Origin of the sequence: Streptomyces sp. NBC_01214, assembly GCF_026340975.1 — a bacterium.
Taxonomy (GTDB): Bacteria; Actinomycetota; Actinomycetes; order Streptomycetales; family Streptomycetaceae; genus Streptomyces.
Genome location: NZ_JAPEOS010000002.1, coordinates 1568370 through 1589759 on the forward strand (window position 1 = coordinate 1568370; position 21390 = coordinate 1589759).

The 21390-nt window shown below is 71.6% G+C and carries 17 protein-coding genes; 12 read left to right on the forward strand and 5 right to left on the reverse strand.

Going from position 1 to position 21390, the window contains the following annotated elements; translation table 11 throughout:
• Positions 1–100: 100 nt before the first annotated feature.
• Positions 101–2989 carry a vitamin B12-dependent ribonucleotide reductase gene (locus OG594_RS32055; RefSeq protein WP_266605680.1) on the forward strand — a complete coding sequence of 963 codons (2889 nt, stop codon included), beginning with the start codon at positions 101–103 and terminating at the stop codon, positions 2987–2989.
• A gap of 132 nt (positions 2990–3121) precedes the next feature.
• On the opposite strand, the gene OG594_RS32060 is transcribed toward OG594_RS32055, so the two are convergent.
• The gene (locus OG594_RS32060) at positions 3122–3517 is read right to left on the reverse strand and encodes a helix-turn-helix domain-containing protein (protein ID WP_266605682.1); all 396 of its coding nucleotides are present in this window, start codon (positions 3515–3517) and stop codon (positions 3122–3124) included.
• A gap of 68 nt (positions 3518–3585) precedes the next feature.
• On the opposite strand from OG594_RS32060, the gene OG594_RS32065 reads away from it, so the two are divergent.
• Positions 3586–4266: a nitroreductase family protein gene (locus tag OG594_RS32065; protein WP_266605684.1), complete on the forward strand. Its 681-nt coding sequence runs from the start codon at positions 3586–3588 to the stop codon at positions 4264–4266.
• Between the two features lie 132 nt (positions 4267–4398).
• On the opposite strand, the gene OG594_RS32070 is transcribed toward OG594_RS32065, so the two are convergent.
• Positions 4399–5358, reverse strand: coding sequence for a DUF1152 domain-containing protein (locus OG594_RS32070; RefSeq protein ID WP_266605686.1), 960 nt, complete (start codon positions 5356–5358; stop codon positions 4399–4401).
• Positions 5359–5453: 95 nt separating this feature from the next.
• On the opposite strand from OG594_RS32070, the gene OG594_RS32075 reads away from it, so the two are divergent.
• The 5 genes from OG594_RS32075 (at position 5454) to OG594_RS32095 (ending at position 10536) form a co-directional block, all read left to right on the forward strand.
• The gene (locus OG594_RS32075) at positions 5454–6293 is read left to right on the forward strand and encodes an arylamine N-acetyltransferase (protein ID WP_266605688.1); all 840 of its coding nucleotides are present in this window, start codon (positions 5454–5456) and stop codon (positions 6291–6293) included.
• Between the two features lie 32 nt (positions 6294–6325).
• Positions 6326–6931, forward strand: a complete 606-nt coding sequence (locus OG594_RS32080) for a YdbC family protein (protein WP_266605690.1) — start codon at positions 6326–6328, stop codon at positions 6929–6931.
• 74 nt (positions 6932–7005) lie between these two features.
• Positions 7006–7665, forward strand: coding sequence for a histidine phosphatase family protein (locus OG594_RS32085; RefSeq protein ID WP_266605692.1), 660 nt, complete (start codon positions 7006–7008; stop codon positions 7663–7665).
• An 11-nt stretch (positions 7666–7676) separates the two neighbouring features.
• Positions 7677–8594: an ADP-ribosylglycohydrolase family protein gene (locus OG594_RS32090; RefSeq protein WP_266605694.1), complete on the forward strand. Its 918-nt coding sequence runs from the start codon at positions 7677–7679 to the stop codon at positions 8592–8594.
• Positions 8595–8856: 262 nt separating this feature from the next.
• Positions 8857–10536: a DUF4173 domain-containing protein gene (locus OG594_RS32095; protein ID WP_266605696.1), complete on the forward strand. Its 1680-nt coding sequence runs from the start codon at positions 8857–8859 to the stop codon at positions 10534–10536.
• 113 nt (positions 10537–10649) lie between these two features.
• On the opposite strand, the gene OG594_RS32100 is transcribed toward OG594_RS32095, so the two are convergent.
• A complete protein-coding gene (locus tag OG594_RS32100) occupies positions 10650–12203 on the reverse strand; it encodes an MFS transporter (RefSeq protein ID WP_266605698.1) in 1554 nt (517 codons plus the stop codon).
• A 142-nt stretch (positions 12204–12345) separates the two neighbouring features.
• Between OG594_RS32100 and OG594_RS32105 the strand changes: the two genes are divergently transcribed.
• The 3 genes from OG594_RS32105 to OG594_RS32115 all read left to right on the forward strand — a co-directional run bounded on the left by OG594_RS32105 (position 12346) and on the right by OG594_RS32115 (position 14478).
• Positions 12346–12948 (forward strand): TetR/AcrR family transcriptional regulator, encoded by a 603-nt coding sequence (locus OG594_RS32105; RefSeq protein WP_266606661.1) that lies wholly within the window; start codon positions 12346–12348, stop codon positions 12946–12948.
• 115 nt (positions 12949–13063) lie between these two features.
• Positions 13064–13774 carry a ribonuclease HII gene (locus tag OG594_RS32110; RefSeq protein ID WP_266605700.1) on the forward strand — a complete coding sequence of 237 codons (711 nt, stop codon included), beginning with the start codon at positions 13064–13066 and terminating at the stop codon, positions 13772–13774.
• 59 nt (positions 13775–13833) lie between these two features.
• Positions 13834–14478 carry a hypothetical protein gene (locus tag OG594_RS32115; protein ID WP_079406339.1) on the forward strand — a complete coding sequence of 215 codons (645 nt, stop codon included), beginning with the start codon at positions 13834–13836 and terminating at the stop codon, positions 14476–14478.
• A gap of 237 nt (positions 14479–14715) precedes the next feature.
• Here the strand turns inward: OG594_RS32115 and OG594_RS32120 are convergent, their stop codons facing one another.
• Entirely contained in the window at positions 14716–15345 is a 630-nt protein-coding gene (locus tag OG594_RS32120) for a hypothetical protein (RefSeq protein WP_266605704.1), read from the reverse strand.
• 214 nt (positions 15346–15559) lie between these two features.
• Complete coding sequence (locus OG594_RS32125; RefSeq protein ID WP_266605706.1) at positions 15560–17719, reverse strand: RecQ family ATP-dependent DNA helicase; 2160 nt, start codon at positions 17717–17719, stop codon at positions 15560–15562.
• Positions 17720–17839: 120 nt separating this feature from the next.
• On the opposite strand from OG594_RS32125, the gene OG594_RS32130 reads away from it, so the two are divergent.
• Entirely contained in the window at positions 17840–19285 is a 1446-nt protein-coding gene (locus tag OG594_RS32130) for a DUF4192 domain-containing protein (RefSeq protein ID WP_266605708.1), read from the forward strand.
• Between the two features lie 28 nt (positions 19286–19313).
• A complete protein-coding gene (locus OG594_RS32135) occupies positions 19314–21302 on the forward strand; it encodes a glycogen debranching N-terminal domain-containing protein (protein ID WP_266605710.1) in 1989 nt (662 codons plus the stop codon).
• Positions 21303–21390 lie beyond the last annotated feature (88 nt).

Sequence of the window (21390 nt, forward strand, 5' to 3'; positions counted from 1 at the left end):
GTCGGCCAGGCGAAGAGACGTAGATACAAGACACAGCACTGTGCCGCGGAATATCGATGGCACTTTAGGGCGTTTTTGCCCGCATATGGGAGGAAGCGGCATGACAGAGACGGCGAGCGGCTCGGCACGTGGTTCCCGCGCCAAGGGGACCAAGGCTGCCAAGGGCGGCCTGCGTATCGAGCGCATCCACACCACCCCGGGCGTGCACCCTTACGACGAGGTGAGCTGGGAGCGCCGTGACGTCGTCATGACCAACTGGCGCGACGGCTCGGTCAACTTCGAGCAGCGCGGTGTCGAGTTCCCCGACTTCTGGTCGGTGAACGCGGTCAACATCGTCACCAGCAAGTACTTCCGCGGCGCGGTCGGCACCCCGCAGCGAGAGACCGGTCTGAAGCAGCTGATCGACCGGATCGTGAAGACGTACACGAAGGCCGGCGAGGACTTCGACTACTTCTCCTCGCCCGCCGACGCGGAGATCTTCGAGCACGAGCTGACCTACGCCCTCCTGCACCAGATCTTCAGCTTCAACTCCCCGGTGTGGTTCAACGTCGGTACGCCCCAGCCGCAGCAGGTCTCCGCCTGCTTCATCCTGGCCGTCGACGACTCCATGGAGTCGATCCTCGACTGGTACAAGGAAGAGGGCATGATCTTCAAGGGCGGCTCCGGTGCCGGCCTGAACCTCTCCCGCATCCGCTCCTCCAAGGAGCTCCTCTCCTCCGGCGGCAACGCCTCCGGCCCGGTCTCCTTCATGCGCGGCGCCGACGCGTCCGCAGGAACCATCAAGTCGGGCGGCGCCACCCGCCGCGCGGCCAAGATGGTCGTCCTGGACGTGGACCACCCGGACGTCGAGGCCTTCATCGAGACCAAGGTGAAGGAGGAGGAGAAGATCCGCGCGCTGCGCGACGCGGGCTTCGACATGGACCTGGGCGGTGACGACATCACGTCCGTCCAGTACCAGAACGCCAACAACTCCGTCCGCGTGAACGACGAGTTCATGACGGCCGTCGAGAACGGCACCGAGTTCGGCCTGCGTGCCCGCATGACCGGCGAGGTCATCGAGAAGGTCGACGCCAAGGCGCTCTTCCGCAAGCTCGCCGAGGCCGCATGGGCCTGTGCCGACCCGGGCATCCAGTACGACGGTGTGATCAACAACTGGCACACCTGCCCCGAGTCCGGCCGCATCACCGCGTCGAACCCGTGCAGCGAGTACATGCACCTGGACAACACGTCCTGCAACCTCGCCTCGCTGAACCTGATGAAGTTCCTGAACGACGACGGCAAGGGCGACCAGTCCTTCGACGCCGAGCGCTTCGCCAAGGTCGTCGAGCTCGTCATCACCGCGATGGACATCTCCATCTGCTTCGCGGACTTCCCGACGCAGAAGATCGGCGACAACACCCGCGCCTTCCGTCAGCTGGGCATCGGCTACGCCAACCTCGGCGCCCTGCTGATGGCCACCGGCCACGCGTACGACTCCGACGGCGGTCGCACCCTCGCCGCGTCGATCACCTCGCTGATGACCGGTACCGCGTACAAGCGCTCCGCCGAGCTGGCCGCCATCGTCGGCCCCTACGACGGCTACGCCCGCAACGCCGAGTCCCACAAGCGCGTCATGAAGCAGCACGCCGACGCCAACGCCGTCGCGCCGCGCACCGAGGACCTGGACAACAGCATCTGGGCCGCGGCCACCGAGGCCTGGCAGGACGTCCTGCGCCTCGGCGAGAAGAACGGCTTCCGCAACTCCCAGGCCTCCGTCCTCGCGCCGACCGGCACCATCGGTCTCGCGATGTCCTGCGACACCACCGGTGTCGAGCCGGACCTGGCCCTGGTCAAGTTCAAGAAGCTCGTCGGCGGCGGCTCGATGCAGATCGTCAACGGCACCGTCCCGCAGGCCCTGCGCCGCCTGGGTTACCAGGAGGAGCAGGTCGAGGCGATCGTCTCCCACATCGCCGAGCACGGTGTGGTCGTTGACGCGCCGCACCTGAAGACCGAGCACTACTCGGTGTTCGACTGCGCGATGGGCGAGCGCTCCATCTCCGCGATGGGTCACGTCCGCATGATGGCCGCGATCCAGCCCTGGATCTCCGGCGCGATCTCGAAGACGGTCAACATGCCGGAGACTGCGACCGTCGAGGAGATCGAGGAGATCTACTTCGAGGCGTGGAAGATGGGCGTCAAGGCGCTCGCGATCTACCGCGACAACTGCAAGGTCGGCCAGCCCCTCTCCGCCAAGAAGAAGGAGGAGGAGAAGGAGGAGGTCACCGCCAAGACGGAGGAGACCATCCGCGCCGCCGTCGAGAAGGTCATCGAGTACCGCCCCGTCCGCAAGCGCCTCCCCAAGGGCCGCCCGGGCATCACCACCTCCTTCACGGTCGGTGGCGCCGAGGGCTACATGACGGCGAACTCCTACCCGGACGACGGTCTGGGCGAGGTCTTCCTGAAGATGTCCAAGCAGGGCTCGACCCTCGCGGGCATGATGGACGCCTTCTCGATCGCCGTCTCGGTCGGTCTGCAGTACGGCGTTCCGCTGGAGACCTACGTCTCGAAGTTCACGAACATGCGCTTCGAGCCGGCCGGCATGACGGACGACCCGGACGTGCGGATGGCACAGTCGATCGTCGACTACATCTTCCGTCGTCTGGCGCTGGACTTCCTGCCCTTCGAGACCCGCTCGGCCCTCGGCATCCACACCGCCGAGGAGCGCCAGCGTCACCTGGACACCGGCTCCTACGAGCCGCTCGAGGACGAGCTGGACACCGAGTCCCTGACGCAGGCGACCCCGCTGGCCGCGGTCCCGTCGGCCCCGAAGCCGGTCACGGCCATCTCCGTTCCGGCCCCGAAGACGGCGCACAGCAGCGCCGAACTGGTCGAGATGCAGCTCGGCGTCTCCGCCGACGCCCCGCTCTGCTTCTCCTGCGGTACGAAGATGCAGCGCGCCGGCTCCTGCTACATCTGCGAGGGCTGCGGCTCGACGAGCGGCTGCAGCTGAAACCGGGCGGAACCGCGCCCGATGCGACATTGAGCATCTGCTGCTGAGGGTGCTGATCTGCACGTGAGAGAGGGTGTCGACCATGGGTCGGCACCCTTTCCGCGTTGTGGATCTACTCTTTGGCGCACCGGTTCAGGTGGCTTTCCCGGCCTCCGCCGCGACCCGGGCCCGGGCCTGCTCGATCTCGTTGATGTGCGTCTCCGTCCACTGGCGGAGCGCGGTGATCGGACCCGCGAGGCTGCGGCCGAGCTCCGTCAGGTCGTATTCGACCCGGGGCGGGATGGTGGGGAACACGGTGCGCGCGACGAACCCGTCGGCTTCGAGCCCGCGCAGGGTCTGGGTGAGCATCTTCTGTGACACGCCCTCGATGCGCCGACTCAATTCGGTGTACCTCAGAGTGCCTTCGAGGAGGGCGTCCACGATCAGAATGGTCCACTTGCCGGAGATGTGATCGAGGACCTGGCGGGTCGGGCACTTCGCGGAGTAGACGTCGGCCGGCAGCCCGGACGATTCCACAGTGGTCTTCATTCGGGGAGAGTAACGCACTAAAAAGTGCCCTCTTCCCGTTGGAGAGTGACTCTCCAATAGTGAGTGACATGACGAGTCCCACGATGTCCGTCGCAGAAGCGATCCGTACCCGCCGCACCGTCCGCCACTACCTGCCCGACCCGATCCCGGAGGCCACGCTCGAAGCGCTCCTCGGTCTTGCCGTTGAGGCCCCCACCAGCTGGAACCTGCAAGACCGGTCCATCGTTGTGGTATCCTGCGACGAGGGTCGTGCGGGACTGGCATGGGCCACGGGGGGCCAGCCCCAGCCGCAAGAGGCTCCGGTCGTACTGGTCTTCGTCGCCGAGCCCCAGTCCTGGCGTGATGACCACAGCGACGTCTACGAGCAGGCGCGGCGCAGCGGAGCGTGGAACGACGAGTTCGTCGCGATGTTCTCCGCCGCGTCACGGGTGTTCCAGGAAGATCTCGACCAGCGGGGTTTGCTGCGGGAGTACGCGGTCAAGGACGCCATGATCGCGGCATCCTTCGTGATGCTTGCCGCGACGGAGATGGGCCTGGCGACTTCGCCCATGAACGGCTGGGACGAGGCGAAGGTGAAGAAGGTGATCGGGATCGATGGCCGTGACGACCTGGCCATCGCCGTGTTGGTGTCGGTCGGCCGTCCGGCGCAGGACCAGCGCCATCCAGGTCGGCGTGCCCGGGAGCGCACCGTCTTCCGCGAAACGTACGGGGCGGCCGGCGGAGCGGGGAACGCCGCACGCCGGGACTAGCTGCCCTGCACCCGTGCCGTGACGCCCTGTTGGGCTTGGGCGAGCTGTTCAGGTGGGGTGTTCGCGGTGACGCGGACACCCCACGGCGCGTTCACCGCCGCCGCGCGGGACACTGCCGAACACGCCATCGGGTCAGTGGGGGATGCGGCGGGACGGACGGGTGACCAGGTCCTCGCGGAACTCGGCGATCCGGGAATGGACCTGGCGCATCAGGTGGGTGTCCTCGATGCGGTCCAGGTAGAGGCAGCGCGCCGCGAGCTCCGGCAGGTCGAAGGCGAAGCACAGCGACATCAGCGGGTTCACGAAGAGCTCGCTGCCCCGCGTGCGGCTGGTGAACTGTACGTCGCCGAAGGAGCCTCGGACGGCCGCGGCGATCGACCCGTTCACGATGCTGGGCCGGTCCGGGGTCTGCTCCTGGGCATGGGCCACCGCGTCCAGGAAGAGAGCGCCCTCCCGGGTGGCGCGCGGTACGGAGAATGCGCCGAGGTAGGCGCCCGCGCGCTCCAGCGCCGCGATGTTCTCCAGCACCAGGCCGTGACTGACCCCGTGATACGCGTCCACACCGAAGCCCACCGATACGACGAGGCGCTGGGGTACGTCGTCCAGCGCGGCCAGTGCCGCGACGCTGGTGAGGTCCTCCTCGGGCGTGCCGAGGCCCGCTTCGTCGCCCCGCATCAAGATGTCCGTGCCGCCGTCGACCAGGACGATCGCGTCGATGTGGTGGAGGTCGATCAGCTCGCGGTAGGCGGCGCGCAGCGGCTGCACCCCGGTCTGGGGAAAGGCGTACACGATGGCCGGGTAGCCGTGCGCCTCCAGCCACCGGGCCAGGGTCCGCTCGGGGAAGTAGGACAGGTGGGGCGCGGAGTCGGGGGTGACGACGGCCAGGTCGGGGGCCTGCCACGCCTCGGAGGGCAGCCCCGCGAGCGTGCTGAAGGAGAGGTTCGCGAGGTGGACCCGCTTGCCCTGGTGCATGAGGGACAGAGCCACGGGGAGGCCGGCGTAGATGTCGAAGCCGCCGCCCGCACCGGTGACCAGGATGCTTTCGGCGTCGGCGAGACGGTCGAAAAGCGGGTTGGAGTGCAGAGCCGTCATGGTGATCATTGTGCGGGGCGCAAAGGACGACGCGCCTGCGGATTTCACGGCAGTGCGATGACCGACGAGGCGGGGGAGCGGGGAGATGGTCAGTCATGTGGAGCGGTGACGAGCTGGACCTGGACGCGTATCTGGACCGGATCGAATATCAGGGGGACCGGGGGGCGCCCGGGGAACTCCGCCCGGACCTCCGCACGTTGTACGCAGTGCACCGTGCCCACACCGCCGCCATCACCTTCGAGAGCTTGGACGTCCTGCTCGGCCGCCCCGTCGCGCTGGACCTCAAGTCGATCGAGGATAAGCTCGTGCACGGCCGCCGCGGCGGCTACTGCTACGAGCAGAACTCGCTGCTGGCCGCCGCCCTGGAGCGGATCGGCTTCGAGGTCTCCGGGCGCGGTGCCCGCAACCGCACCCGCGGGGACTCCGTCCTCGCGGTGACGCACGCCGTCCTCGTCGTCACCGTCGAGGGTGAACGCTGGCTGTGCGACGCCGGGTTCGGGTTCCAGGGGCCTCGGGAGCCGGTGCCGTTGGGACGGCCGGGTACCGACGTGCAGCAGGGCGAGTGGACGTACCGCGTCCGCGAGGAGGAGGACGGCGTCCTCGTGCTGTGCTTGCTGCGCGGAGACACCTGGCGAGACCTGTACGGCTTCTCCCCGCAGCAGTACTACCCCGTCGACTACGTCGTGCTCAACCACTACAGCTCCAGCCATCCCTCCTCTTCCTTCGCCGGGCGGCTGATCGTCCAGCACCCTGGCGACGGCGTCCGCCAGGCGCTCGTAGGGCGGGAACTCACCCGGCTGCACCCCGACGGCCGGGCGGAGCAGGAGATCGTCGGCCCGGACGGGCTGCTCGCCGTGCTCGACCGGGAGTTCGGGCTTCGACTGCCCGAGCGGGACGCGGCAGAACTGGTGCGGATCCACCGCGCTGAGGACTGACCGGGGCCGCGCCTGGCCCGTACGATGGCGCCGTGCTGGTCAAGTGGATTCGCTGCACGGTGACGGACCGACGCGGGTTCGAGCGCGGGCAGCGAAAATGGGCGGGGCTGCCGGGTGAGCCGGGATTCCGGGGGCAGGGCGGCGGCTGGAGCCGGGGCCGGCAGGGGGTCGCGCATGTCTTCGCGTTCTGGGAGAGCCGGCCCTTCTACGACTCCTTCATGGCCCGCTCCCACGACCGGCTGGCCGCCTCCCAGAACGGCACCTACACCGATCTGCGGGTCACGCTCTTCGACCACCGCTTCGACGTGAAGACCGGCTTCGAGCCGCGCTTCACCGATGCCGACGTCGTACGGGTCGCGCACACACGGGTCCGGGAGGGCCGGGTCGACCACTTCGCCCTCATGCAGGAGAAGGTGTGGAATCCGGCGATGGCGGGCTCGCCCGGCATGGTCCGGGGTCTCTTCGGGGAGGCTCCGGGGCGGGAGTTCCTGGTCCTCTCGATGTGGCACGCCGCCGCCGAGCACGGCAAGTACCGGCAGGAGCGGGTCGAGAGGCTCTCCCTCCGCGCCCAGATCCAGGCCGATGTCGAGGCCCTCACCGGCGATGTCGTCGACCTCGAACCCTCCTGGACGGTATGACCGTACGATGACCGCCGGGGGTCGATCGGCGTGCCCGGTCGGCGGGCCACCCGGAGGCCGAATAGGGTCGTGGGATGGTTCGACCACGGCGCATCGTCCTTGTCCGACACGGGGAATCGGAGGGGAACGCCGACGACTCGGTGTACGAGCGGGAACCCGACCACGCCCTGCGGCTGACCCCTACCGGGCGCGAGCAGGCGGCGGCGACAGGCGTCCGGCTGCGCGAGCTCTTCGGCACCGAGACGATCAGCGCGTACGTCTCCCCGTACCGCCGTACGCTGCAGACCTTCCGGGAACTTCGGTTGGACCCGACGCGGGTGCGGATGCGCGAGGAGCCGCGCCTGCGCGAGCAGGACTGGGGGAACTGGCAGGACCAGAACGACGTACGGCTGCAGAAGGCGTACCGGGACGCGTACGGACACTTCTTCTACCGGTTCGCGCAGGGCGAGTCGGGGGCCGACGTGTACGACAGGGTCGGGTCCTTCCTGGAAAGCCTCTACCGCAGTTTCGAGGCACCCGACCATCCGGAGAACGTACTGCTGGTGACGCACGGGCTGACGATGCGGCTGTTCTGCATGCGCTGGTTCCACTGGTCCGTGGCCGAATTCGAAGCCCTGTCCAATCCGGGCAACGGCGAATTCCGGGTGCTCCTGCTCGGCCCGGACGGCCGGTACCGGTTGGACCGCCCGTTTGAGCGGTGGACCACACCCGAGCCTTATGACCTGGACGGCTAGAGTGGCCCGCGATGACGCCTGATTCCACTCCCGAACGGCGCTACGCGCGCGCCATGGCCAGCCTCCGAGGGCTGGCGCTGGGTGACGCCCTGGGCTCCCAGTACTTCGTCCCCGTGAACTACCCGCTGCTCAAGCGGCGTGAGCTGCCCACCGGCCCCGAGGCGTGGCAGTGGACCGACGACACCGAGATGGCCTGCTCGGTGGTGGCCGTGCTGGCCGAGCACGGGCGCATCGACCAGGACGCGCTCGCGAGCTCCTTCGCCCACCACCACGACTTCGACCGTGGATACGGGCCCGCGGTGAACCGGATGCTGCGTCTGGTGCGGGAGGGGCAGGACTGGCGCACGCTGGCCGCCGAACTGTTCAACGGGCAGGGCTCGTGGGGCAACGGCGCCGCGATGCGCATCGCGCCGCTCGGTGCCTGGTACGCCGACGACCCGGAGCAGGCCACCCACCAGGCGGAGATCTCCGCCTACACCACCCACCAGCACCGCGAGGCGGTGTGCGGGGCGATGGCCGTCGCGGCTGCGGCGGCACTGGCCGCGGGCACCGACGGTCCACCGAAGGCCTCCGACCTGCTGGACGGGGTCATCGCACTGGTGCCGCGCAGCGCGGTGGGCGCGGGGCTGCGGCGCGCGCGGGACATGCTGGACTACGGCGACGCCACCACGGTCGCGGCGGTCCTGGGCTGCGGGCGGCGCACGAGCGCGCACGACACCGTGCCCTTCGCCCTGTGGTCGGCGGCGCGGGCGCTGGACGACTACGAGCGGGCGTTCTGGACCACCGCGCAGGTGGGCGGGGACGTCGACACGACCTGCGCGATCGTCGGCGGGGTGCTGGGGGCGCGCGGCGACGCCGTGCTGCCGGCCGCGTGGCTGGCGCGTACCGAGGCACTGCCGGCCTGGCTGCCGGAGGTCGCCGCGGGCTGAGGCCCGTGGACGGATCCGACGGCGCGGGGAGTTGGCGCGGTCCAGTACTTCGGGCGCGTGCGGAGCCTTCGATCCGTCCAGTGCCTTCGAAGCGTTTGGCGCCTCTGGTGCGTTCGGCGTGCAGTGAATATCCCCCTCCGATTGTCACGGTCCTGCCACAGCACTCTTTTGATCCTGTTCAAAACTGCATCGCGCCGGCCTACTCTGTCCGCATCGCCGCCCCAACCTGAACTCCGGGGCGGCCGACAGGGGAGGGAACCCGATGTCAGAGAACACCGGCGGGGCGAACGAAGCCCGGACCGACGACGCGGTCAACGCAGAAGCCACGGCCGGGGATCCGCCCGCTAGGCCCCAACCGGCCGGCGGCAGACACACCGGCGTGGCCGGCCCACCGCCGTGGGCGCAGGCCGGCGCAGTGCCCGGGAACCCCTGGCAGGTGCAGCAACGCTCGGCCTCGCCCTCCTGGGTCACGCTGGTGCGCCCCGCCGAGGCCGCCCCCATCCGGACCGCGACCCTCGTCGCCGTCCTCGCCTCCGGTCTCGCCACCGCGCTGCTGCTCGGCGACGGCATGGGCCCCGGCCTGCTGCTCGCGGTGGTGCCCGCCGTCGTCGCGGCGTACGTCGCCGCCCGCGCGGCCCGCCGCAGCGCCCGTCCCTGGACCGTTGCTTGGGTGATCGGCTGTCTCGCCCTGCTCGCCGTACCGGCCCTGCGCGACTCCGCCTGGCCGGCCACGCTGGCGATCCTGTCCGCCGTCCTGCTGGGTGCGCTCGCCCTGCACGGCAGCCGCACCTGGCCGGGCGTCCTGCTCAGCCCGCTCGGGTTCCTCGACGCCGCCGTGTCCGGCATCGGCTGGCTGGTGACCGGGCTGCGCTCACGTGGCGGGGTCAGCAAGGACCGCTGGCTGCCCGTCGCCAAGGCGACCGTCGTGGCCGTCGCCCTGCTGCTGCTCTTCGGCGCGCTGTTCGCCTCCGCCGACGCGGCATTCGCCGATCTGCTGGGCGACCTGCTGCCCGACGTATCGGTCGACGACGGTCCCGTCCGGTTCGTGCTCTTCCTCCTCGGCGCCGTCCTCGCGCTCGCCGCGGCCCGCACCGCCGCGGCCCCGCTGCGCTGGGACCGGATCGAGGTGGCCCCGGGCAAGCCGCGCTCCCGCGTCGAATGGGCCCTTCCGCTCATCGTGCTCAACCTGCTCTTCGCCGGCTTCAACGCCGTCCAGCTGGCGGTCCTGTTCGGCGGCTACGACAAGGTCCTGAAGAGCACCGGGCTCACCTACGCCGAGTACGCCCGCCAGGGCTTCTGGCAGCTGCTCTGGGCCACCCTGCTCACCCTCGCCGTGATCGCGCTCGCCCTGCGCTGGGCCCCGCGCTCCGGAGCGGGCGACCGTCGCTTCGTCCGCGCCGTCCTCGGGGTGCTGTGCGCGCTGACGCTCGTCGTCGTCGCCGCCGCGTTGCGCCGGATGGACCTGTACGTGGAGGCGTACGGGCTGACCAGGCTGCGTGTGTCGGTGGCCGCGATGGAGCTGTGGCTCGGGCTGGTCATCGTACTGATCATGGCGGCCGGGCTGTTCGGCGGACGCTGGCTGGCGCGCGCGTTCGCGGCCAGCGCGGCCGCGGCCGTCCTGGCCTTCGGACTGCTCTCCCCGGACGGGATGATCGCCGAGCGGAACGTGGCACGCTTCGAGGCGGACGCGAAGATCGACCTCTCCTACTTCCAGTCCCTGTCGGCGGACGCCGTTCCCGCCCTGGACCGGCTGCCCGAGCCGCAGCGGTCCTGTGCCCTGCGCGGGATCAACGACGAGATGGCCGAGGCCGGGGACGTGCCCTGGTACGCGATGAGCATGGGCGAGTACCGGGCCCGGCAGATCCTGCGCGAGCGTCCGGTGACCGCCTCGTACGAGGTCTGCTCGCGCCTGGGTTCCTTCGGCAGCCGCGTCGAGTACTAGGCCGTCCCCTTCGACCCTGGTCGGCCCCACGGAGGTTCCGGGGCGAATGCGTACGGGGCCGGGCGCGGGGATCGTTCCCCGCGCCCGGCCCGACGCCGTACGGAAGACCTCGTTCAGGCGGCCGGACCGGCCTTCGCGGCAGCGCCGGCCAGGGCTTCCAGGTCGCTCTTGCGCACCCTGATCACCAGCAGCGCGGTGGCCAGTGCCAGGCCCGCCATGGCGACTGCGGCGTAGAACGCGGTGGAGATGCCGTGGGCGAGGACCAGGTCGCCCCAGGGGTCGGGCAGGAAACCGGTCTCCTTGAAGGCGGCGATCTGTTCGGGGTCCGCCTGCGCCATGAAGGACGGGACCTGCTGGACGGCCTCGTCACGACTGGCCGTACCGAAGACCGTGACCAGGATGGACAGGCCGAGCGAGCCGCCGACCTGCTGACTGGCGTTGAGCAGCCCCGAGGCCGCACCCGCCTCCTTCGGCGCCACGCCGGAGACGGCGGTGAGGGTGAGGGTCACGAAGTTGAGGCCCATGCCGAAGCCGAACAGCAGCATCGGCCCGAGCACTCCGGAGACGTAGGAGCTGTCGGTCCGGATGAAGGTCAGCCAGGCCAGCCCGGTCCCGGTGAGCGCGGACCCGAGGACCATGAAGGGCTTGGGCCCGAAGCGCGGCAGGAAGCGCTGCGAGAGGCCGGCGGCGGTGATGATGGCCACCGTCACGGGCAGGAAGCCGAGTCCGGACTGGATCGGGGAGAAGCCCAGTACGTTCTGCACGAACTGGACGATGAAGAAGAACATGCCGAACATCGCGGCGGCGAGGCCGAGCATGATCACGTAGGTGCCGGTGCGGTTGCGGTCGGCGAACATGCGCAGCGGGACGATCGGCTCGCGGGCCCGCGACTCGATGACGACGAAGAGCGCGAGCAGGACCAGGGCCGCGGCGAACGAACCGAGGGTGACCGCGTCGCGCCAACCCTTCTCCGCGGCGCTGATGAACCCGTACACGAGCGAGGCCATGCCGCCGGTGGAGGTGAGGGCTCCGGCGATGTCGAAGCGGCCGGGGTGGCGCTCGGATTCGGTGATGTAGAGCGGGGTGAGGACCGCGATCAGCACGCCGATCGGCACGTTGACGAAGAGGACCCAGCGCCAGTCGAGCCACTCGGTCAGCATGCCGCCGGTCAGCAAGCCGATCGCACCGCCGCCTGCGGAGACGGCGGCGAACACTCCGAACGCCCGGTTCCGCTCTGGGCCTTCGGGGAAGGTCGTGGTGATCAGGGCGAGCGAGGTCGGCGAGGCGATCGCGCCGCCGACCCCCTGCAGGGCGCGGGCCGCGAGTAGCTGCCAGGGCTCCTGGGCGAAGCCGCCGAGCAGGGAGGCCAAGGTGAAGAGCAGGATTCCGGCCAGGAACACGCGGCGACGGCCCAGGATGTCGCCCGCCCGGCCGCCGAGCAGCAGCAGGCCGCCGAAGGTGAGGGTGTAGGCGCTGAGCACCCAGGAGAGGTCGGTGGTGGTGAAGTCGAGGGCGCTCTGGATGTGTGGGAGCGCGATGTTCACGATCGTCGCGTCGAGGACGACCATGAGCTGGCACGCGGCGATGACGGCGAGCGCCACTCCGGGGCGCCCCTCCCGGCGTGCCGCGCCCGGTATCCGGGGTGTGTCGAGTTGAGAGCTTGTCACTGAGGATCCCCCCCAAAGTGAAATAGTGAACGCATTCGTTCACTGCGGGTCCACGGTAGGAGTCGCGCCTTAGTGAACGCAAGCGTTCACTAAGGCTGAAAATATGTGCGTCGAACGCGCAAGCCGGTCGGAGGCGGGGAAGATGGTGGGTTCGCGCTGGTCAGCGGCGTCGCCGGGGCGTAGACGGGGTCCAGAGCTCGAACGGGCGATTCTCGACGCCGCGTTGGAGCAGCTGAGCACGGTCGGCTGGAACGCGCTCACCATGGAGGGTGTCGCGTCCGGCGCGCACACCGGCAAGGCCGCGCTCTACCGTCGCTGGCCGTCGAAGGCGGACCTGGTGGTCGATGCGCTGCGGAGCGGCTTGCCGCGGATCGGTGACATTCCCGACTGTGGTTCGATCCGCGAGGACCTCTATCTGCTGTGTGTGGGCATGCGGGACGTCATGCACTCGCGCGCCGGGCAGGCCCTGCGGTCAGTGCTTCACGAATGCGATCACATGCATGTCGATCGGTTTCGCGGAGTCATCTGGTCCGGTCTGCACGAGCCGGCCCAGCGCCTGATCAGGGAGCTTGTGGAGCGCGGAATCGGGCGGGGTGACGTGCGACCGGACGCGACTGGTCCGCTTGTCGTGGATGTCATTCCGGCGATGCTCATGTTTCGCGCCAAGGTGTGCGGAAGCGAATGGGAAGATGCGGACATCGCGGCGCTGATCGACGAGGTGATGGTGCCGCTGCTCAGGGTGTGAGACGTGACGGGGGTGGCGCGGGGCGCGCGGAGCGGGGTTCGCGTCGGATCTCGGGCGGGTCGGACCGGGGCGGGGGTGTGCAGTGGGCTCGGGGCGGCGTAACCTTGCTGGCGCCATGCCGTACGAAGCACCCACCCACACCGTCGAGCGCTCCCTCCGTGCAACCACCGGCGCCAAGGTCATCGCCGGGGTCGACGAAGTCGGACGAGGGGCCTGGGCCGGACCCGTCACCGTGTGTGCGGCGATCACCGGCCTGCGCCGGCCGCCCGCCGGGCTCACCGACTCCAAACTGCTCACCTCCAAGCGGCGCGATGCCCTGCTCGATGTCCTGGAGGACTGGGTCACCGCGTACGCACTCGGGCACTCCTCGCCCGAGGAGATCGACGAACTGGGGATGACGGCCGCCCTCCGACTGGCGGCGGAGCGCGCGCTCGAGGCGCTGCCGGTGCGGCCCGACGCGGTGATACTCGACGGTAAGCACGACTATCTCGGCCCGCCCTGGCGGGTCCGTACGGTGATCAAGGGCGACCAGTCCTGCATCGCCGTCGCCGCGGCCTCGGTCATCGCCAAGGTCCGCCGCGACCGCATGATGGCCGAACTCGGTGAACGGGGCGGTGGAATCGAGGACTTCGCCTTCGCCGCCAACGCCGGGTACCCCTCGCCCGTGCACCGGGCGGCTCTGGAGGAGCTGGGGCCCACCCCCTACCACCGGCTCTCGTGGTCGTACCTCGACGCGCTGCCGCGGTGGCGCCATCTCAAGAAGGTGCGCCGCAGCGAGGAGTCGATGGAGCTGGAAAACGGAGGCCAACTCGGCTTCGATTTCTGATCGCACGTGTGTGCCACCGACCGGTACGTTTCGTACCGGTGTTTGATAGATATCAACTCATGCCTCTCACCCCCGCCATCGAGGAGCCTCAGATTCACGAGAGTGCCCAGGGTCCCCGCGTCACGCCGGCCGCGAGCCGCACCGCGCAGACCCCCCGCCCCGTACCTGGTCCGCGTCCCGCCGCCGTACCGCGGCCCGGCCGCCCCGGTCCCGCCCGGCCCGCACCGCCCGCGCAGCGTGCGCCGCAGGCCACCCCCGGACCCGTTCCCGCGGCTCCTGCCGCTGCCCCCACCGCACCGTCCGTCTCCGCGGCGGTGCCGCAGATCCAGCTGATCCCGGCCTCCGCCGAGGGCGCGCTGGACGCGGCCGAAGAGGCCGTCGACCTGCTGCTCGACACCGGGCGCGCGCCCGGCGACATCCTGGTGCTCACCAGTGGCGACCCGCACCCGTGGGCCGCGCACGAGCTGTCCTTCGGCGAGGCCGCGTACTGGGCCCTGCACGACGCCGGGGACGACGTCTTCTACGCGGACGCGGCGCAGGTCCAGCGCGCCGCCGGCCGTCCCGTCGTGGTCTTCGCGGCCAACGGCGGAGCGGTCGACGCCATCGCGGGCGCCCTGCCGGTCGCGCTCACCCGGGCGGGTGCGCTGCTGATCGTGTGCGGTGACCCGCAGCAGATCAACTCCGTGCTGGGTGCGGGCGTCTGACGCCCTGTACCCCGGCACGGGCGAGGGGCGGGGCGGGCCACGGGTCGGCCCCGCTGAAGCCCGCGCCGGGGCCCGAGTCGGAGCCCGAGGCCTGATCCGCCGTACGCCCGTTCCTGGGTGTACGGCCGTGAGGCATGCCCGCAAGCAGGGCGGCGACCCTGCGGTGGTACGGGTGGCAGCCCCCCGGGCGCGGCCAGCCACCCGGGCACGGGCCGTAGCCGCGGGGGCCTCCCGGGGTCAGCGCGCGGCGGTCCGCCGCAGGGCCTCGACCGCGCCGCCCCCGGTGTGCAGGGCCAGCGGCGAGAACTCGGCCACGGTGTCACCCAGGCGCTGCGGCCGCGAGTCGGAGCTCGGGCGCCGACCGCCACGGCCCTCGCCCACCACCTGCCAGCCCCCGTGGGTCAGCGTGATGTACGCGCCACAGCGCAGACCGTGCAGGGTGCAGGCGTCCCGCAGCCCCCACATCCACGCCCCGTCCTCCTCGGTCCACTGCTCATCGCCCTCGCGGCAGTAGAGCAGCACCGCCGTCCGCACCGGGGTCCGTCTGCGCAGGTCGTGCGGCAGGACCCGGCGCAGCCGCGACAGCAGGGCGTTGCGGTACTCCCAGCCGTCGGCCGAGGTCGACCGCTGTACGAAGGAGGCGCTCGCCACGAGCTGTTCCTCCGGGCCGAGGACGGCGATGACCGCGGTCGAGGGCACGGGGCTGTGCCGGGAGTGCAGCCCGCTCACGATCTCGCGCGGATTGCTGAGCAGCGGAATCCCCGCCGCTGTCCATTCCGCGGGTTCCAGCAGTCTGCCGTGACGGCTTGTGCCGCCGGTGGCTGTAGCCAGGGACGTGGTCGGGGGCGGCGCGAATCCGAAGGTCACGGTCCTCCCTTCGGGTACACGCCCGCGAACGGGCACGGTGGAGTCAGGGCGCGCCGCAGCGCGGCCCAGGAGGGTGCCGAGGAGCCGAGCGGGAGCCCCCCAATTCTCGCGTGGCTTCTGAGCGCGCGGCAACGAGCAATTGACGCCGCCGACCGGAATTCGCCGGTATGCCGTTCATATCCTTGCCCCGCCGCGCCGAAGATGACGCATTCGGCTATCCCTGAAGCGCCAGCACCAGCGGGAACACCTCTTTCGCGCCTGCCCGCCGCAACAGTCGGGCAGCCACCGCGATGGTCCACCCGCTCTCCGTGCGGTCGTCGACGAGCAGCACCGGGCCCGCGGACTGCGCCAGCGCATCGGCCAGCGCCGGGGGCACGGTGAGGGCTTGGTGGAGCCCCCGGACCCGCTGCGCGCTGTTCGAGGACACCGACCCGAACTCCGGGGCCTGGTCGGTGTACGCGAGCGCGCCGAGCAGCGGCATCCGCCCGACCTCCGCGATCCGTGCGGCCAGCGAACCGATCAGCTGGGGGTGGCTGCGGGAGGGGAGCGCGACCACGCCCACCGGCCGGGCCGGCGCGTCCGGCGCCCCCGACGCCCAGCCGCCGGGGCCCCGGGCCCAGTCGGCGAGCACCGCGACCACGGCCTGCGCCACGTCGTCCGGAACCGGCTGGTCCGGAGCCTGCGGGGCGAGCATCGGGCGCAGCCGGTTGCCCCACCCGATGTCGGAGAGCCGACCCAGCGCGCGGCCCGTCGAGGCCTGCTCCCCGGCGGGGATGCGCCCCTTGAGGTCGACGCCGACCGCCGCGAGCCCGGTCGGCCACATCTTGCGCGGCTCCAGTTCCACGCCCGGGCGGCCGAGTTCACCGCGCGCGGTGTCCAGCGCGGTGGTGGACACCTCCGCGGTGAACCGGGCCCCGGCGCAGTTGTCACAGCGGCCGCAGGGCGCCGCCTCCTCGTCGTCGAGCTGGCGGCGCAGGAACTCCATCCGGCATCCGGTGGCCGCGGCGTAGTCGCGCATGGCCTGCTGTTCCGCGGCCCGCTGGCGGGCGACCCACGCGTAGCGCTCGGCGTCGTAGGCCCAGGGCTCGCCCGTCGAGGTCCAGCCGCCCTTGACGCGGTGCACGGCGCCGTCGACGTCGAGGACCTTGAGCATGGTCTCCAACCGGGTGCGGCGCAGATCGACCAGCGGCTCCATGGCGGGCAGCGACAGCGGCCGGCCGGCCTGGGCCAGGACGTCGAGCGTGCGGCGCACCTGTTCCTCCGGCGGGAAGGCCACCGAGGCGAAGTACTGCCAGATCGCCTCGTCCTCCCGGCCGGGGAGCAGCAGGACCTCCGCGTGCTCCACGCCACGGCCCGCGCGGCCGACCTGCTGGTAGTAGGCGATGGGGGAGGAGGGCGAGCCGAGGTGCACCACGAAGCCCAGGTCGGGCTTGTCGAAGCCCATCCCGAGGGCGGAGGTGGCCACGAGCGCCTTGACCCGGTTCGCCTGGAGGTCGTCCTCGGCCTGCAGACGGTCGGCGTTCTCCGTCTTGCCGGTGTACGAGGCCACGGTGTGCCCCCGGTGGCGCAGGTAGGCGGTGACCTCCTCGGCGGCCGCCACGGTCAGCGTGTAGATGATCCCGGAGCCGGGCAGGTCCCCGAGGTGGTCGGCGAGCCAGGCCAGCCGGTGCGCCGCGTCGGGCAGGGTCAGCACGGCCAGGCTCAGGCTCTCGCGGTCCAGGGGGCCGCGCAGCACCAGAGCGTCCGTACCGGCCCCGGTGCCGAGCTGTTCCGCGACGTCGGCGGTCACGCGGGCATTGGCCGTGGCGGTCGTGGCGAGCACGGGGACGCCCGGCGGTAGGTCGGCCAGCATCGTGCGCAGCCGGCGGTAGTCGGGGCGGAAGTCGTGACCCCAGTCGGAGATGCAGTGCGCCTCGTCGACCACGAGCAGCCCGGTCGCGGCGGAGAGCTTGGGGAGGACCTGGTCGCGGAAATCGGGGTTGTTGAGCCGCTCGGGACTCACCAGCAGGACGTCGACCTCACCCGCCGCCACCTCGGCCTGGATGCCCTCCCACTCCTCGGGGTTGGCGGAGTTGATGGTGCGGGCGTGGATTCCGGCCCGGGCCGCGGCCTCGACCTGATTGCGCATCAGCGCGAGGAGCGGGGAGACGATCACGGTGGGGCCGGCGCCGTTCGCCCGCAGCAGTGAGGTGGCGACGAAGTACACCGCGGACTTGCCCCAGCCGGTGCGCTGCACCACCAGCGCCCGCCGCTTGTGCGCCACGAGGGCCTCGATGGCCCGCCACTGGTCCTCGCGCAGCCTGGCGGTACCCGTGGGGTCGCCCACGAGACGGGCTAGTACGGAGTCGGCCGAGGACCTCAGGTCTGCGTTCATACCCCCATGCAACCCGATGCCTCCGACATCGCGCCAATGCCGCTCCGGGCCTGTGGACGGGGGCGGCGGGAGTTATCCACAGGGCTTTCGGGATCGGATCATGCGCGGGACCTTCTTGGCATGACGAACAACCACGAATCACGCACCCCGTCCGACCGGCCCTCCATCAGTCCGGCCGGAGCCACCACCGGACCCCAGATCACCCTGCGCGGCCCGGCCGAACTGGCTGACGCGCTGCCCTACATGCTCGGCTTCCACCCGACCGACTCCCTCGTCATGGTCGCCGTGCACGGCGAGGGCGGGCGCTTCGGCGGCCGCCTCCGCGTCGGCATCCCCAGCTCGTCCGCGGAATGGGAGGACACCGCCCGACAGGTCGCCGAATGCCTGATCACGGGCAGCGAACGGCGCGGCGGCAAGCCCGACGGCATCGTCGTCTACCTGTGCCAGGAGCCGAGCGAGGAGGAGAACGGTCGGCGGGTGATGGCCAGGTTGCGGCCGCTCGCCCAGCGGATCCGGTTGGCCTGCGGCGCACTGGACGTGCCCGTACTGGAGGCCCTGTGCCTGTCCGAGGGACGGTTCTGGTCCTACGTATGTCCCGACGAGCGGTGCTGTCCGGCCGAGGGCAGCCGGCTGGCCGCCGTCGGTACCTCGGTGCTGGCGGCGACGGCCACTTTCGCCGGACTCCAGGTCCGGGGCTCCCTCAAGGAGATCGAGGGCAGGATGGCACCGCTGCGCGGGGCCGTGGCCGAGGAGGCGGAACGGGCCCTCGACCGGGCCGCCGCCGCCCTGATGCCCAAGATCCTCGACGGGGCCACCCGAGGGGAGGTCGGCGCCGAGACCATCGCCCTGGCGCGGACCTTGATGCGGCGCCTGGCGCTGGCACCGCCCGCCGAGGGCGGGGCCCACGCCGACGACTGGGACGACGCGCTGCTCGGCCACGACGAGGCCGCCTCACTGATCCTCGGCCTCCAGGACCGCGAGATCCGGGACATTGCGGCGGAATGGATGGAGGACGAGGACGCGGCCCCGGCCCTGCGGCTGTGGCGGGCCCTGGCCCGGCGCTGCGTCGGGGCCTACGGCGAGCACGCCGCGGCCCCGCTCACCCTCGCCGGCTGGGTGTCGTGGTCGACGGGGGACGAGCCGACCGCCCGGATCGCCTTCGGCCTGGCCCTGCGGGCGGACGCCGAGTACCGCTTCGCCCAGCTGCTCCACCACGCGTGCAACGAAGGGATCGACCCCGAGGGGCTGCGGCAGTGCCTGCGGGAGGAACGGCGCCGCCGGGAGCCCCGGCGGCGTTCCTCGGCCGGTACCCGTCCTCCCGGCCGACGGGGCCGCTCGACCCCCGCCGCGGGTCCCGCCGTACTGCGGGGAGCGACCAGTGAGCGCGCACCGGTTCACTTCGTCCGGCGGTCCGGTGCGACTGCTCCGGTACGCCCTGGGCCTGCCCCGGCGGCGGGGGCGTCACCGCGGGCACGCCCGGACGGCCCCCGGGCCCGTGACCCGGGCGGGGGTGGGGGCGTTCAGTTGGGGGGTGGTGCGGCCCCGGCCGCGCCGCCGCCCAGCTGAACCGACCGGAGCGCAGACAAGGCGACACATGTCCCTCCCCGCACCTCCCCGTCCACCCGGCGCGCCCGCCGCCCGTAGGTCCGAACTGCCGCCCGTGCACGGCGCCGTCATCTGCGTCGCCGCGCCCTGTCTGGTCATCTCCCCGGAGCACGGCCAGCTGACCGGGCGCGGGATCGACGGGATCTACCGGTCCGGCCGCCGCCTACTCTCCCGCTGCGTACTGCGTGTCGGCGGCCGGGACCCGGTCGCCGTACAAGGGCGCAGCCTCGCTGCCGACCGGGCCGCGTTCACCGCTACCGTGCGCACCGGCTCCGAGCCCGGCCCCGACCCCGACATCGGTGTGGAAAGGGTCCGGTACGCGGACGGCACCGAGCGGATCACCCTGCGCAGCTTCGCGGCCCGGCCGGTACGCCTGCCCGTGGAGGTGCTGCTCGGCACCGACCTCGCGGAGCTGGCCGCCGTGGCCGCCGGGCGGGCCGGGCCGGAGCTGCCCGCCGGGGTGCACGCCGCCGGGCTGCGCTGGAGCACCGGCGAGGCGCAGGCCGTGACCGCGGCCGACCCGCCGCCGGACGACGCGCTGGCTTCGGCGGGACTGTTGCGCTGGCAGCTCGAACTGGCTCCCGGCGAATCCCGCACCATCGAGCTGCGGACCACCCAGCACCGGGTGGGGCGGGCCCCCGCCGGGCAGGTGGCCAACCCGCTGGCCGACGCCCGGGCCGAAGGGGACGACCCGAGGGCCGAGGCATGGTTTCGGACCAGCGTCCAGGACCTGGGCGCGCTGCTCCTGCGGGACCCCGAGGAGCCGGGCGACGCCTTCGCCGCGGCGGGAGCGCCTTGGCGCCTGGGCCTGGCCCCGGCGGAATCGCTCTGGGCCGCCCGGATGGCGCTGCCGCTCGGAACCGGTCTCGCCGCGGCCACCCTGCGCATTCTCGCCCGGACCCAGAGCGAAGAGCGGGGACCCGACCTCGGGAAGATCCCGGGCCCGCTGCGCGGAGCGGGCGCGCAGCTTCCACCGGGGTGCACCGGCACCGAGGCGACCCTGGCGTTCCCAGTGGTGCTGGCCGAGGCCCGGCTGTGGGGCATGCCCGAAGAGGAGGTGGCCCGGCTGCTTCCGGCCGCCGAGCGGTGCCTGCTCTGGCTGCGTGGTGCGCTGGGGGAGGACGGTTTCCTGGCCGATCCCGACCCGGGTCCGCGGCGCTGCGAGACCCAGGCCCACGCCCATCGGGCCGCCGTGCTCGGCGCCGATCTGCTCGCCGCGTGCGGACGGCCCGGGGCAGAGGAGTGGCGGGAGCGGGCGGTCGGGCTGCGGGAACGGTTCCGGGCCGGGTTCTGGATCGACGGTCCGGACGGCGGCCGGCCCGCTTCGGCCCTCCACCCCGACGGGAGGCCGCTGCCGCGACTGACGGGGGCCGCCGCCCACCTGCTCGACACCGGGCTGCTCAGCGGCGGCAGGCTCGCCCCCGGTCTCCTGGACCGCACCCGCGCCGAGCAGCTGGCCCGGCTGCTCGGAGCCCCCGCCATGGATTCCGGATGGGGGCTGCGGAGCATGGCCGTCAAGGAGCCGGGACACAACCCGTTCGGTCACCGTTCGGGCGCCGTGCGGCCGTACGAGAGTGCGGTGGCCGTGGCGGGCCTGGCCCAGGCCGGCTTCGAGAAGGAGGCCGCCGGCCTGCTCGCAGGCCTGCTGGACGCGGCGGAGGCCTTCGGGTACCGGCTACCGGAGATGTTCGCGGCCGAGCAGCGCACCGCGGGGAGCGCCCCGGTGCCGCACCCGGCGGCCTGCCGCCCGGCTGCAGTGGCCGCAGCGGCCGGGATCCATGCGCTGACCGTCCTCGCCGGTATCCGCCCCGACGCCCCGGCGGGCACGGTCGCCCTCGCGCCCCTCTCCGGAGCCCCCCTGGGCGGGCTCAGGCTCTCGGGCCTACGGGTGGCGGGGGAGCCCTTCGCCGTCCGGATCAGCCGGCTCGGCCTCGGCATGGTGGAGGAGGCGGCCGATGTGCTCCAGTTGGGTGGTTGAGCACGCTCACCCCGTTCAGGCCGGACCGTCCGATCGATCGGAGGCCCCTCGCCTTCGGGGCGCTGTCTTCAAGGTCACCAAAGCGCTG